This is a genomic window from Eudoraea adriatica DSM 19308 (genome assembly GCF_000382125.1).
GTDB lineage: Bacteria > Bacteroidota > Bacteroidia > Flavobacteriales > Flavobacteriaceae > Eudoraea > Eudoraea adriatica.
Map to the genome: position 1 here is coordinate 336,965 of NZ_KB907549.1, position 14,545 is coordinate 351,509.

A 14,545-nucleotide genomic window follows, 5' to 3' on the forward strand; every position below is an offset into this window, starting at 1 on the left:
CTTCGTTCGATTCGAAATGACAGGTGCTGACCTTTTGGAAATATTAGAAATACACCCAGGTCCGTTCGAAATGACAGATGTAAGATGCAATAGGACATTAAAACCCCTCCGGGTCATTTCCACATGAGTTGCAATGCAACGATTGAGAAATCCTATCCTCACCGTAAAAGTCTGTCGTTACATTCCTTCCTTGCGCAAAACCACCAAGGGAGGACTGTTTAACACACTCCTGCTGTTGCTAAGGCCAATCACCAGCACTAAAATGGTTATTCCCGGCAATAAAACTAAAAACGGCACAAGTGAAGGCACAAAAGGTGCTTTAAATACAAAACTAGCAAGTAGCTGACTGCTAATCAGCGAAAGCAATATTCCGATACCACTGCCCAATATGCCTAAATAAAAATATTCAAGGGCGGTTATTTGTAGTATTTGTTTACTTTTTGCACCCAGAGTTCGCAAAAGAACGCTCTCTTTAATGCGCTGATATTTACTGGTCCGAACGGCTCCAATTAATACAATAATGCCGGTTAAGATGCTAAAAAAGGCCATAAAATTGATAACCCATGCAATTTTATCGAGGATATTCTCAATTAGGGTTACTATTTGACGTAAATCGAGCACGGAGATATTGGGGAATTTTTTGACCAATTCACGTTGAAGTCCTGCCGAGGCCTCTGCATCCGGCGCATTGGTTGTGATAACGTGAAACTGCGGTGCATTTTCCAATACACCTTTGGGAAAGACCAGGTTAAAATTGGGTTGCATTCTTGCCCATTCCACTGCACGAATATTACCTACAACAGTTTCCATCAGCACACCCTGCACATTAAAAACAATTGTATCACCCAGCACTACTTCAGCATCCCTGGCAATATTATCGGCTATTGAAACAGGAATAAGTCCTTCTTTGGGGATTTCAGACACCCATTCACCTTCGATAAGGGATTCTGAAGAAATCATGCTATCCCTGTAAGTTACTCTGAATTCATGATTTAAAACCCATTTGTTCATGGTCAGGGTTGTATCTTTCCTGAGATCATTCGCAGATCGTCCTTTTATCGAATGCATCCGCATAGTAACAATTGGAATATTGTCTAATACCGTTAAGCCTTTGGGAGTGATGCTTCCCTCTACTTCTTCTTTTTGCTCGCTTTGCACATCCAACAAAATTATATTGGGACTATTTTTACTGCTATCGAGCTGTGCCATTGCCAACAGCATATCTTTTGTAAAATATAGGGTACTGATTAAAAAAGCTCCGACCCCAATTGCCACAAGTAATACCATGGTCTGATTATTTGGTCGAAAAAGGTTTAATAGGCTTTGCCTCGAAGTAAAACTCCATTTGGCAGGAAAGTACTTTTTTATCCCTTTCATAAAAAGGGTCGCAACACCTGCCAATATGGAAAATGTTACTGAAATACTGATCACAAAACCTAAGGCATAACGCAGGTCTTCCAAAAGCCACAGGGAAAAAAGAAAAACAAAGATTATTATTCCTGTAAACACAAGTGCTCTGGCTCTTCTTGGACGCTCCTCTTGTGTTTCCTGAATTCGCAGCACCTGCAAAGGTGAGACATACCAGGTACTCATAAGAGGTAAAAGTGCAAATAACACAGACATCAGCACTCCAAGCAACAAGCCCATTATAATGGGTTGCGTTGATAATGACAATTGAATTTCAAAAGGTAAAAACTCCTGTAACAGGCTTGGAAATGTAAGCTGCAACAATATACCCCCTATGGTTCCTATAATACCTCCAAGAAAGCCCATACCGGCTATTTGGATCAAATAAATAAGGAATGATTGTCTCCGGCTTGCCCCCATACATTTGAGAACGGCCACTGATCTCAATTTTTTCTTTATATAGATTTGTACGGAACTTGCGATACCTACGCAGCCTAACAAAAGAGCAATAAATGCCACTAGATTAAGGAATTTTCCAACATTTCCATAGTTACGTCCCAATTGCCTGCTCCCGGAGGTATGCGTATCAAGATCTGCATTTTCGGCATCTAAAACAGGGTCGAGTTCCTTGTCAAGAACATCGAGATCCATTTCCGGTGGGGCTAGGAAATAGTAATTATAATCCAGACGGCTCCCTACCTGAAGTAATCCGGTTTGGTCAATAATACCAAATGGAACAATAACCGGTGGCGCAACAGAACTTGCAATTGCACCATTACCAGGAGAAGATATAAGGGATCCAATGATTGGCAAACTAGTATTGCCTATTTTTATTAAATCTCCGACTTCCAAATCAAATTGCAGCATTACTGTGGCGTCTACAAGCGCACCTTCTTTGGAGATATAGGTAGTTGAAGCCTCTGCGGGTTCAGTTTCCAACTCTCCATAAAGGGGAAAACTACCTTTAATTCCACGAACACGTACCAGTTTACTACCTTCATTTTTTGGAAATGCCGCCATGGATGCAAAATTCACTTCCATACCCTTTGACCCTCCTAATGAATCCATGATCTTCTGAACTTTTTCATTAGGCGGTTGTCTTGAATCTATAATAAAATCGGCACCCATAAGTGCTTTGGACTGGAGGCGAATATTTTCTTTTAGGTTATCACTAAAAGATTGAATGGAAACCAGTGCAGTAATGCCCAGGATTATTGAGGCCATAAACAAAATAAGTCTTCCCCCACTGGCCTTTCCATCACGCCATGCCATTTTAAATAGCCAGGCTGTGCCTGCCACAGATGTGGGTTCCTGCTCTTGCCTCACGATAATACCGTCCTTTCGTTAGTAACTATCTTACCTCCTTTAAGCCTGAGTATATGCTGAGTGCGTTTGGCAAGGTCAAGGTCATGTGTTACTATAACCAAAGTAGTACCAGCTTCTTCATTGAGTTCAAAAAGTAGTTTTACAACTTTTTCTCCGGTTTCCTCATCAAGGTTTCCGGTAGGTTCATCGGCAAATAGAATAGAAGGTCTATTGCTAAATGCTCTTGCCAACGCAACCCTCTGTTGCTCTCCACCTGACAATTGGGAAGGATAATGGTGCGACCTATCTGCCAGCCCAACTTTCTCCAAAAGTGCCATGGCCTGACTGCCGGCTTCTTTTACCCCTTGCAACTCTAATGGCACACTCACATTCTCCAGTGCAGTTAAGGTAGGTAGTAACTGAAAATCCTGAAAAATAAACCCAACTTCTCTATTCCGCAAAAGAGAACGTTGATCCTCGCTTAAATCATTAATTCTTGTGCCGCAAAGCTCTATGAAACCGGAATCTGGTTCATCTAATCCGGCACATAGTCCTAACAATGTAGTTTTGCCACTACCCGAGGGACCCACAATAGCAAAAGTATCGCCTTCCTCTATTTCAAAGGAAATAGCATCCAGAACAGTTAGTTTTTTAGACCCGCTGGAATAGCTCTTCCCAAGTTGGTTAACGTTTAATATCTTTGACATTGATAGAATTTAGATTTTTGCTTGCAACGACGCAGCAAAATAATGAAATGATTTCGACATATAGACCCTTATACCATGCAGACCTTCTTAAAATTTCGTTATTTTTTAGTTTTTTTACTATTGGTGGCTTGTGGAGAAAAGTCTGGCCAGACCAATACCAATTCTTCAACTACAAACGAACAAGCGGAAGAAAATGTCAATGAATCGGAAAACGACAAAGTTATTATTTTCTTTGGTGATAGCCTTACAGCCGGATATGGTCTCGAAACCGAGGAGGCATTCCCCGCTGTAATTCAGCAGTATATTGATTCCCTTAGTTTAAATTACATGGTAGTTAACGCCGGCCTGAGTGGTGAAACAACAGCTAGCGGCAGGAACAGACTGGATTGGACACTGATTCAGAAAGCCGATGTGTTTATTTTGGAATTAGGTGCCAATGACGGGTTGCGTGGCATACCACTAAATGAGACAAGACTTAACCTGCAGGCCATTATAGATGCTGTCAAAGAGAAAAATCAGGAAACCGTTATCATCCTTGCCGGGATGCAGATACCACCAAACATGGGACAGGAGTATACAGCAGAATTCAGAAAAATCTTCCCTGAACTGGCCGATAAAAATAAAACATTGATTATCCCTTTTTTATTGGATCATGTAGCGGGTATTCCGGATTTAAATCAGGATGACGGAATTCATCCAACTGTGGAGGGACAAAAAATAGTGGCCAAAAATGTATGGGAAGTATTGGAACCTGTATTGACCAAATAAACATTGAACAACCTGAAATAAAAATAATATGGAAAATATTATCAATGCGCTTTCCTGGATAGATTCTGCCGCTGCTACAGTCTGGATTCTGCTTACCATCATCATGTTTTGGTTTCTTTATAAAGTATATGAAACAGAGGGAAGGAAACATCCGGTCTTCCACTTTGGCATCTTTCTGATGGTCCTGGTATGGTTATATCCACTTTACACTTTTCTATTTAATCAGTTAGAAGTTGCATTAATGGGCAATCTGATCACCTTATGGGCTACCGTTACTTATATGAAAAAGTTAAAGAAACTCCCGATTAAGGAATATAAATGGATGATTCCACAAATTGTTTGGATCATTATCGCGTCCTTTTACGTGGGTAGTATGCTTTTTGAAAAACATTTGATGGCCTAAACGTAAATGAGGAATTAAGCCAATTTAGCCTTGCTTCTCTTTGTAGTAAAAGATAAAGCTTTCTTAACACGGCTATTTTTGTTTTTGTACAACCGGGCAACTGTGTTTTCTTTTGTAATTGAAGTAACAATACTCATTTCCATGGTTTCTACTTTGGTAGCAACTTTAGAATCCTGAGCTTGAGCAGCTACTCCTATAAAAAGAACAAAAATTAAAGTTACAATCGTTTTCATCACTTGGGGCGTTTTATATATATAAAACGTCTCCTTCTCATCTCATCCCTGTTGTAATTCGTCGAAAAACCGTTATTTTTCGGTATCTGACAAAAACATGGATGAAGTGCAGAAAAGTGCCGATGAAAAGATCAAACCCCTAAAACACCTAAGCGATATTTTGTGTATTTAACCGACAAAAGGTGGTGTGATTTTCAGCAATAAATTAGGGTCCGGGCAATTTTTTTGATATCCATCCAGGTCCTTTTGACTGCAAACCCCGGGATAATCTCCCGTATGATCTCCTAAATCCTTTATAATCTGGAAATGCAAATGTGGAGCGTAGTTCACATTAATCTCTGTTTCGCCTAAAGCTGCTATTACATCCCCGGCATTGACTTCCTTGTTTTTATGTAATCCGTGAAGTGACTCAATAGACAAATGCCCATACAGCGTATAGAATGGTTCCTCTCCAAATTCATGTCTCAAAATAATAGTCGGGCCATAATCGCCGGATGCTGCATTGTTTTTGAAACTGTGTACAACACCTTCCAATGGTGCAATTACCTTAGTACCGGTAGCAGCCCAAAAATCTATGCCCAGGTGAATATTGCGTTCCTCATCACCTTTGCCAACAAAACCAGGACTTTTTTTATACAAATTGCGCCTTTCCAAATAGCCGCCATATGCTATTTTATGGGAGTTATAGTTCACTACTTCGTCAATATATTCCTGACATACATTTGGATTACTCACATCAAGGAGTTCCAGTTCTTTATTGAAAATTGATAGATCAATTGGAATATAATTACTGATCGGAATTTCGCTGTCCAAAACAGTTCGTGGTCCTTTGGCATGGTTTAGAAGTAATTTCTCAAAAAAAGTCATGGAAATTCAAATTAAAGGTTTTGCATCTTTGGCCATATAGAGCGTAAAGTCATTAATTAACAGGTCTTTAACCTCATTTGATAAAAGATTTATTGATTTTTGAAATAAATTCGAAAAATGAAATTGCTTAAATCAGGGATATTACTAGCCATAACTTTGTTCACGATAAGTTGTGAATCCAAAATTAAAAATAAAACAGAGCCGGCCAAAGAAGTAGTATTAGTTGAAAAATATTCCAAACAGGATCTTCAAAAGTATGAAACTGCCTATTTTGCCAGCGGATGCTTCTGGTGTGTTGAAGCCATATTCGAAAGTGTGAAAGGCGTAAAGGAAGTGATTTCGGGTTATGCCGGTGGAACTGAAGAAAATCCTACTTATGAACAGGTAGGTTATGGAAAGACTTCACATGCTGAAGCGGTAGAAGTATACTACGACCCAAAAGAGATCTCCTATATGGAATTGGTACAAGTATTCTTTGGATCTCATGATCCAACCAGCCTAAATCGTCAGGGCCCGGATCGTGGAGCTCAATATCGTTCTATTGCATTTTACAAAAATCCTGAAGAAAAGAAGATAATAGAGACCTACATGGCAGCATTGGAAGAAAGTGGAGTGTATGGTTCCCCTCTTGTAACGGAAGTTACCGCTTTCACCAAATTTTATGATGCTGAAGATTACCATCAGGATTACGAAAAAAAACATCCTGATAATTCCTATATCCGTAATGTATCCATTCCCAGGTTAAACAGATTCAAAAAGAATTTTCCTGATTATCTTAAAGAAGAGGTGCATTAGGTTTATATAAAAAGACAAAATAATTCTGGTAAAAAGCGACTTTTTTAAGTTGCTTTTTTTTATTTGTGGACTGTACGGCCTATATTTAAACAAATCAAATAAACCTGCCCAATGGAAAAAAATAAAAACTTCTATTTTTACAATACTGCCATCCTTTTACTATTGCTTACCACACTGGGGTGTTCAGATTCCAAAAAAGACGATGTTCCCTGGATTTCTTTGTTCGATGGGGAAAGCCTGAGTGGCTGGACAATCAAAGGAGGGGAAGCCTCCTATGAAGTAAGGGACAGAATAATTGTAGGTAGCACTGTACATGATACGCCAAACACCTTTTTAACCACAGATAAAATGTATGATGATTTTATACTGGAATTAGACTACAAAGTGGATTCCACTATGAATTCAGGTATTCAAATTCGAAGCAATAGCTTTCCTTATTACAGGAATGGTCGTGTTCATGGTTACCAGATTGAAATAGATCCTTCAGATAGAGCATGGAGCGCCGGAATCTATGACGAAGCCAGAAGGGGCTGGTTAAACACTATGGATAATAATCCAAAAGCACAACAGGCATTCAAGCAAAACGACTGGAATCATTATAGAATTGAAGCTATTGGAGATACGCTAAAAACCTGGATTAATGACATACCCGCCGCCTATTTGATAGATGAAAAAACCAGTAGTGGTTTTATAGGATTGCAGGTACACAGCATTGGAAAAGATCAAGAGGCAGGAACAGAAATTCAATGGAAAAACATAAGAATCCTTACAGACAGCCTTGCCAAATACGCAAGGAAAAGCCCACTGACGCCAATTATTACGAAAAACCAACTCACTTTAGACGAAGAAAAAAATGGATGGAAACTCCTTTGGGATGGTTCTACATATAAAGGCTGGCGGGGAGCACGCCTGGATGACTTCCCGGCTGAAGGCTGGATTATTGAAAATGGAGAGCTTATTGTGTTATCATCCGGTGGTGAAGAATCTGCGGCGGGAGGAGACATTGTTACCGAGGATCTTTATGGCAATTTTGAACTGAAGCTGGATTTTAAACTTACCAAAGGTGCAAATAGCGGAATTAAATATTTTGTGGATACAGATATTAATAAAGGTCCGGGATCATCTATTGGCCTGGAATACCAAATTCTGGATGATGAAAATCATCCAGATGCCAAATTGGGCAATCATGAAGGTAGCAGAACCCTGGCATCGCTCTATGATCTCATAAAAGTTGATCCGGATAAACACGTGAATCCTGTTGGTGAATGGAATCATGCCCGTATCGTTTCCAAAGACAATCATGTGGAACATTGGTTAAATGGCATGAAAGTTTTGGAATATGAACGAAAAAGTGATTCGTACAAAAAATTGGTGGCAGAAAGCAAATATAAGGTCTGGCCTAATTTTGGAGAAGCTGATCAGGGCCATATACTGCTGCAGGATCATGGTGATCATGTAGCATTCAAGAATATTAAAATAAGACCAATCCTAAGCCAATAAACAATGACTACAAGAAGAGATTTTATTAAAAAAACCACTGTCGGCAGTGCCGCTGTTACATTAGGCACTTTTGCCCTGCCAGGAAACCTGAATGCAGGTATTTTAGGAGCCAATGATCAATTGCAGGTAGCCGTTATTGGAGTAAGAAGCAGGGCTAAAGCCCTGACCATGGGTATTTCCAAAAGTCCAAATGTTAAGATCATTTACAATTGCGATGTCGATGACACCATAATAGAAGAACACAATATCTGGTGTCAGGAGAAAATTGGTTACGTACCTAAAGTGGAAAAGGATTTCAGAAAAATGCTGGAAGATAAAGATGTAGATGCTGTATTCATAGCAACACCGGAACACTGGCATGCCCCGATGGCCATAATGGCCCTGCAGGCAGGTAAACACGTTTATGTTGAGAAGCCATGCAGTCATAATCCTTACGAAAATGATTTATTGGTTGCAGCTCAAAAAAAATATGGGAAGAAAGTACAGATGGGCAACCAACAGCGTTCCGCTCGAACTTCTATTGCAGCCATAAGGGATATTAGAAGTGGTATTATCGGAAATGTATACAAGGGAGAGGCCTACTACTCCAATAGCCGTTCCTCTATAGGAAACGGGGTTAATGTAGCTGTACCATCTTCATTAAACTGGGAACTGTGGCAAGGACCTGCTCCCCGAAGAGCATATAAAGATAATATTCACCCATACAATTGGCACTGGTTCCGTAACTGGGGTACAGGTGAAATTCATAACAACGGTACTCATGAAATAGATATCTGTCGATGGGCATTGGGTGTAGATCTTCCTGAAACCGTTACTTCTTTTGGTGGAAAATATGCTTATGATGACGATTGGCAATTCCCGGATAACCAACAGGTGACCTATACCTTCAGCGACAACAAGTTCATAACATGGAATGGACATAGCAGGGGGGTAATTAAGCCGGAACAGCCAGGAAGAGGTGCCACCATTTATGGTAGCAAGGGTACCATTGAACTCAGCAGACAAAGCTATAAATTGTATGATTTGGATGGCAGACCCATCAAATTTGAATTTGAAACAGGTGGCAGTGCAACAATAGATACTATGGGCGCCGGTGATCTGGATGGTATGCATATTGCAAATTTCTTTAATGCCATTCGGTTAGATGAAGCACAAAACTCACCAATAACAGACGCAAGCATAACTACAATGATTTGTCATCTGGGAAATATGGCCCAGGATGCCGGAGAAACATTAAAGGTGGATACAAAGACAGGTAAAATCCTGAATAACAAGAAAGCAATGGAGTCCTGGAAAAGAGATTATGAAAAAGGGTGGGAGCCTGAATTATAGGTAAATAAAAATATGAAGAGGAGAGAGTTTTTGATTAAAAGCAGTCTGGCTACTACGGCAATTGGTACTACAGGTTTTATGACATCCGGGATGGCATATCCCTATAAGGGGTCAGATATAATAAACATTGGTGTTATTGGTACAGGAGATCGTGGAGGGGGGCTTATAAATGTAATGAATACTATTCCTGAGCTAAATGTAATTTCCTGCTGTGATGTTTTGCCATTCCGACTGCAGAAAGGAATTTCAAATACCTCTGGAAAAGCAAAAGGATATACCGATTACCGCAGACTTCTGGATCAGAAAGATATAGATGCTGTTTTGATTGCTACACCATTTAATACGCATTCACAAATAGCAATGGAAGCCATTGATGCGGATAAGCATGTTTTTTGTGAAAAAACCCTGGCTAAAGGATTTGACGGTATTATCCAACTGAAAAACAAAGTAGAAAATTCCGATATAATTTTCCAAACAGGACATCAGTACCATAGTTCTCGTTTATACAGCCATGTGGTAGACCTTATCCGGAATGGCAAAGTAGGAAAAGTAACTGCTATTGAATGTCAATGGAACCGAAATGGAAACTGGAGGAGACCGGTGCCTGATTCTAAATTAGAACGAGCAATTAACTGGCGAATGTACCGGGAATATTCCGGTGGTTTGACAGCTGAATTATGTTCCCATCAGATTGATTTTACGAACTGGGTATTAAACGCAACACCAGACCAGGTAATTGGCGTTGGTGGAGTTGATTACTGGAAAGACGGCCGGGAAACATTTGATAATGTGCATCTTATCTATAGTTATCCCAATGGTGTAAAAGCTTCTTTTACATGCTTAACCAGTAATTCAAAAGATGATTACCAAATAAAAGTGATGGGAGACAAAGGTACGCTGATCGTTGATTACGTCAACGCATGGTTCTTCCCGGAAGGGAATTACAAAAAAGAAATTCAGGATGTTGACGGCGTTTCCGGAGCTACCGTTAAATGGGATGAAGGAAAAGGAATCCCAATTGATATAGAACATGCAGATCCAAGTGCCCAGGCTTTAATTGACTTTAAAACCAGCATATTAAATAATACAGTCCCTGAATCTAACGTTATTACCGGAGCTAAGGCCGCTGCCTGTGTTCAGATGGGTTTAGACGCTATGTACGAGAATAAAATAGTGGAATGGAACAAGGAATTGAATTTATAAGCAGGAGCTGCTCAAATTCATGACTTTGAAGTTGAAGGCGCAGGTTATTTTTTGAGTTGGATTTCGCTATATCTGGAATCTATTACTATTGACTTTCCTGAATCCTTTTGCATAAAATAACCGCTATGTACAAAACTGTTTCCATTTTTTTCAGATACCAATTTTAAATCTGATGGTCCTGAGTATGAGGAGGAAGTTCCGTCTATTGAAATATTAAATGGTGTACGCGGTAACAGGCAAACAAATTCTCCATTCTGCACAACCACTTCTAAATCCTCAAATTCATCAGCAATTGTATTGATCACTAATGCGCCCAGATCATTTTTAATATGAGCGCTTTTAAGTAACCTGTCTATAGTAACATCAGAAGAAGTAGCGTTTAGTTTTAAGATATTTACATCCTTCAGAGCCACTTCCTCTGAGAAATTCAGGTTTAAATTCCCATAATTCCATCGTTGAACAGATACCGGAGAATAGGAAGCTACAATTTTAGTCTTTTCTCCATCTATTGTGGAGGCAAGCAACCTTGAATAAGACAAGGTTGCATCCATGTTTCTTGTATTTTCAGCTAATTTAACCTCTCCGTGGCGCACATTCATTTTAAGCTTCGTGGACTTAGGCATTTTAATTTTTATGGTCTTTTTAACTTTATAATTTCTTCTTTCACCATCTGCGGACCGATAGAAAACATTAGGGCCATCCTTCCCGTGCTTCGATATTATAACATTCTTTTGAACCTTGCGATGCTCTTCCATTGCTTCTCGCCTCGCTTCATGCGCCTCCTGCCTCAATTCCTGCGCTTCTTTTCTCATTTCTTCTCCTTCTTTGCTCATTTCCTCTCTTTCTTTCATCATTTCTTCTCTGGCAGCTTCACGCTCTTTTACCCTGGCCTCCATCTCCTTGCCCCATGCTTCCATTTCCTTTTGATATTCCTCATCAAAACCCTTTTCAAACTCAATGGCCCATTTTTCTATATACTTTTCACCTTCTTTCTCGTAGGCATCGTAATCAAATTTCTCAATATGTATTGGAGGAAGAGGTGGCATTGGAGGCATTTCCTTAATAATTTCAGGTATATCGGGAATTTGTAAATCCAAAAACAAGGGCTCCATATTTGGCATTTCCGGAATGTCCACTACAATATGCTTATTTGCCCGGCCGTCCCAATAGCTCCATGAATGCTCACCACTGGTTTTAATAGTTATTTCCTGACTGTTGCCGAGTATTTTAATTCCCTCTTTATTAAAATAAGCTTCGGCCTCTTCCGGGGTGGCACCCTCAAGTTCAATTGTAGCTTCAATAATTACCTGGTTTTTATTCCAGGTTTCAAATTCAATATCGGCATGACTCGTGTTGATATCTACAACAGCCTCGTCCCCTACCGAAAAAGTTTCTTTGTAGGTTTTGGATTGAGTTTGTCCATAGCCGGCCATTGTAAAAAGGCAACAGCATAGAACTGCATTTTTAAACACTTTTTGATGTAACTTGTTCATTTTCTGATGATTTTAATTGATCTAATTTTAATTTTAACTTCTGTAATAATTGTAATCTTAATTGTAGATTTTTAATAAGAGCATTTATGGTCTGATCATTGGGCCCAATTTCATTTAATTCGGTATTCAGTCTTTGGTATTCCTTATCCAGCTCAGATAACCGTGACATAAAATCATCTACCAGCCCCCTATTTTCATCGGAAACCTCCAAACGGGATAATTCCAGATTAATATTGGCCACATAGTAGTTTTCTATTTTCTTCAAATCCGGTGAGAGGTCCCCCAAGGAATACTCATAAGGTTGCTTATTCTCTGTTCCTTTATCAACTATTACTGATGGTTGGGGTGCCTCATAGCTAAAATTTAAATACGTATAAATTCCCAGGCTAAAAAGAACTAAAATTGAAGCCGCAATTTTTATAAAATAGAAGGTTGACTTTCTTTTAACAGGTAACTCCTTATCTAACCGACTTAAAAACCGTTCTTCATGTCCTTTTTTCATTGGGTGCTTTTCCCGTTTCTCCTTTTTAAATAATTCTCTAAGATCCTGTGCCATAACGCCTTTCTTTTAATAATTCCTTTAAATGCCCTTTGCCTCTGAGCAAGCGGGTTCTGCAAGTGGTCTCTGTTAATTTCATTATTTGCGAAATCTCTTTGTGATCATATCCCTCCATGAGGTAAAGCTGTACAACAAGCCGGTATTTCTCTGTCAGTTGATTTATAGCCTCTTTAACCTCATCAATAGATATCCCATCTTCTACTGTCCAGTCATCATCCTCCACGATATGAATGCTATTCTCATTCAGCTCCTGAAAACGTTCCTTTTTCGTTTTAAGAAAATCAATACTCTTGTTGATGACAATTCGCTTCAACCATGCACCAAATGTTACTTCACCTTTGAATTGATCTATCTTTTGAAAAGCCTTAATAAATGCCTCCTGTACGACATCTTCCGCGTCATCGGGGTCATTTACAAATCGTTTTGCCACAAAAAACATTCCCTCACAATATTGCCTGTAAAGCCTTAATTGCGCTTTACGATCGTTGGCTTTGCAACGTTCTACCAGATCTATTTGAAACATTTGGCCGGTTTCCAATTTTTGGTGCTAGTTGTTATTATCTAAAGGACGAGTGAAAATATTACATGTTGCAAAAAACAAGTGTTTTTAAGAAATATTTAAATGGTCCACCTTATAACAAGTTACAATTAAAAACAATTTTACAGCCGTAAGCATTATTGACTAAAGGCTATTATTCAAAAGCTACTGGTTATAGACCGGGAAGGAAAAGAGCTGAACTTAGGTCTCCCTGGGTGTCCACTCCGATGACATTTGGTGATTTGTCAGAAATAATTTCGGCACCCAATTATTTTATTCAAAAAGCGTAAAAATAATATTGCACGCAATATGGTCTTCTCTATAAGTTTACCAGCTCCGCTTTTTTACATGAACACTGATCAAAAGATCGCCTCCTAAATATCTGAAAACTGAATAACCACTTTGATATCATCCGGAGAGCGTTGCAGAGCCTTCATAAAATTTTCCGGTTTCTCAATCCGGGTAATGAGTTTGGTCAACCATCCGCGGTCTGCACGAGCCAGGTATTGACTGGCCCTGTACCAATGGCGTTTATTGGCATTTACACTTCCCACAATTACATTATTCCTAAGCACTGCTGCGGAGGCTACATCCGCTATGCTTGACGTGGGGGAAGCCCCGCCATGACCTATACCTGCCAGACATACTATACCATTTGCCCCAATCCTTTGAATAGATTCTGCTATTACCTGACCCACACCGGTACATTCGATAATCGTATCGGGTTCGAAATCAAGATCCTTTACACTACCGGAATGATAGGTAGCGCCCAATTCACGCACCAGGTCGACCTTAAGGCCACCTGCGGCCCGATCGAGAACGTGCACATCTAGACCATACAATTTCGCAAAGAGGGCTGCCAGTAAGCCAATCGGACCAGCACCTGTAATCAAGGCCGTCCTGGGTTCCCAGAACGAACGCCTTCCGATCAGACCTACCTGTTCCAATGCTTTGGCCACTACTGAAGAAGGTTCAAGCAATACACCCAATAAGCCGAGGGTTGGATCAACTTTAATGGCATACTCTGGTTCAATACGCCAATATTCTGACATATAACCGTTGATCTCTTTGATTCCTCGTTCTGTATATAATCCGTTGCTGCACATGTCCCATTCTCCTACCGCACAATTCGGACAAGGCACCGGGTCTGGCCGCCTTACGATGCCAACAACCAGGTCCCCTTTCTTAAGCCCGCTGGTTGGCCCCGGGTCAATTACACGACCCAGTGATTCATGGCCGAGTACCAGATGTTTCTGACCAGGTGGTGCCCAACCATATTTCCCCTCCACGATTTCAACATCGGTACCGCATACACCGACGGCGACTGCCTGCACCAATACGGAGCCTTCGTGCACTCCCGGCTCGGGAATATCCATCAGTTTTGCTGTTCCGGGTTTTTTAGGTTCTACAGTAATTGCTTTCATGTGTTACTATT

General features: G+C 40.1%; 14 protein-coding genes. 6 read left to right on the plus strand and 8 right to left on the minus strand.

The features are described 5' to 3' along the window. Positions 1-177: 177 nt before the first annotated feature. Positions 178-2,679, minus strand: coding sequence for an ABC transporter permease (locus G504_RS0111015; protein ID WP_040444149.1), 2,502 nt, complete (start codon positions 2,677-2,679; stop codon positions 178-180). A gap of 50 nt (positions 2,680-2,729) precedes the next feature. Further along, entirely contained in the window at positions 2,730-3,419 is a 690-nt protein-coding gene (locus tag G504_RS0111020) for an ABC transporter ATP-binding protein (protein ID WP_019670237.1), read from the minus strand. Positions 3,420-3,494: 75 nt separating this feature from the next. On the opposite strand from G504_RS0111020, the gene G504_RS0111025 reads away from it, so the two are divergent. Beyond that, complete coding sequence (locus tag G504_RS0111025) at positions 3,495-4,187, plus strand: arylesterase (RefSeq protein ID WP_019670238.1); 693 nt, start codon at positions 3,495-3,497, stop codon at positions 4,185-4,187. Positions 4,188-4,215: 28 nt separating this feature from the next. Further along, positions 4,216-4,590: a tryptophan-rich sensory protein gene (locus G504_RS0111030; protein WP_019670239.1), complete on the plus strand. Its 375-nt coding sequence runs from the start codon at positions 4,216-4,218 to the stop codon at positions 4,588-4,590. Between the two features lie 14 nt (positions 4,591-4,604). On the opposite strand, the gene G504_RS0111035 is transcribed toward G504_RS0111030, so the two are convergent. Both G504_RS0111035 and G504_RS0111040 read right to left on the minus strand, forming a co-directional pair. Further along, entirely contained in the window at positions 4,605-4,823 is a 219-nt protein-coding gene (locus tag G504_RS0111035) for a hypothetical protein (RefSeq protein WP_019670240.1), read from the minus strand. A gap of 168 nt (positions 4,824-4,991) precedes the next feature. After that, entirely contained in the window at positions 4,992-5,690 is a 699-nt protein-coding gene (locus G504_RS0111040; protein ID WP_019670241.1) for a peptidoglycan DD-metalloendopeptidase family protein, read from the minus strand. 117 nt (positions 5,691-5,807) lie between these two features. Here G504_RS0111040 and msrA point away from each other — a divergent pair, with 117 nt between their 5' ends. The 4 genes from msrA (at position 5,808) to G504_RS0111060 (ending at position 10,520) form a co-directional block, all read left to right on the plus strand. After that, positions 5,808-6,485 (plus strand): peptide-methionine (S)-S-oxide reductase MsrA, encoded by a 678-nt coding sequence (gene msrA / locus G504_RS0111045; RefSeq protein ID WP_019670242.1) that lies wholly within the window; start codon positions 5,808-5,810, stop codon positions 6,483-6,485. A 111-nt stretch (positions 6,486-6,596) separates the two neighbouring features. After that, on the plus strand, positions 6,597-7,985 hold the full coding sequence (locus G504_RS0111050) for a 3-keto-disaccharide hydrolase (protein WP_019670243.1): 1,389 nt from the start codon (positions 6,597-6,599) through the stop codon (positions 7,983-7,985). A 3-nt stretch (positions 7,986-7,988) separates the two neighbouring features. Beyond that, entirely contained in the window at positions 7,989-9,317 is a 1,329-nt protein-coding gene (locus G504_RS0111055) for a Gfo/Idh/MocA family oxidoreductase (protein ID WP_019670244.1), read from the plus strand. 12 nt (positions 9,318-9,329) lie between these two features. Beyond that, a complete protein-coding gene (locus G504_RS0111060; protein ID WP_019670245.1) occupies positions 9,330-10,520 on the plus strand; it encodes a Gfo/Idh/MocA family protein in 1,191 nt (396 codons plus the stop codon). 44 nt (positions 10,521-10,564) lie between these two features. On the opposite strand, the gene G504_RS0111065 is transcribed toward G504_RS0111060, so the two are convergent. From G504_RS0111065 to G504_RS0111080, 4 genes are all read right to left on the minus strand, one after another. Then, positions 10,565-12,013, minus strand: coding sequence for a hypothetical protein (locus G504_RS0111065; protein WP_157473255.1), 1,449 nt, complete (start codon positions 12,011-12,013; stop codon positions 10,565-10,567). Then, positions 11,985-12,569 carry a hypothetical protein gene (locus tag G504_RS0111070; RefSeq protein WP_019670247.1) on the minus strand — a complete coding sequence of 195 codons (585 nt, stop codon included), beginning with the start codon at positions 12,567-12,569 and terminating at the stop codon, positions 11,985-11,987. Before G504_RS0111070 ends, G504_RS0111065 begins: the two co-directional genes overlap by 29 nt. Next, a complete protein-coding gene (locus tag G504_RS0111075) occupies positions 12,553-13,095 on the minus strand; it encodes an RNA polymerase sigma factor (protein WP_026348522.1) in 543 nt (180 codons plus the stop codon). The genes G504_RS0111070 and G504_RS0111075 overlap by 17 nt, the downstream gene beginning before the upstream one ends. A 389-nt stretch (positions 13,096-13,484) precedes the next feature. After that, positions 13,485-14,534 (minus strand): glucose 1-dehydrogenase, encoded by a 1,050-nt coding sequence (locus G504_RS0111080; RefSeq protein ID WP_019670249.1) that lies wholly within the window; start codon positions 14,532-14,534, stop codon positions 13,485-13,487. Positions 14,535-14,545 lie beyond the last annotated feature (11 nt).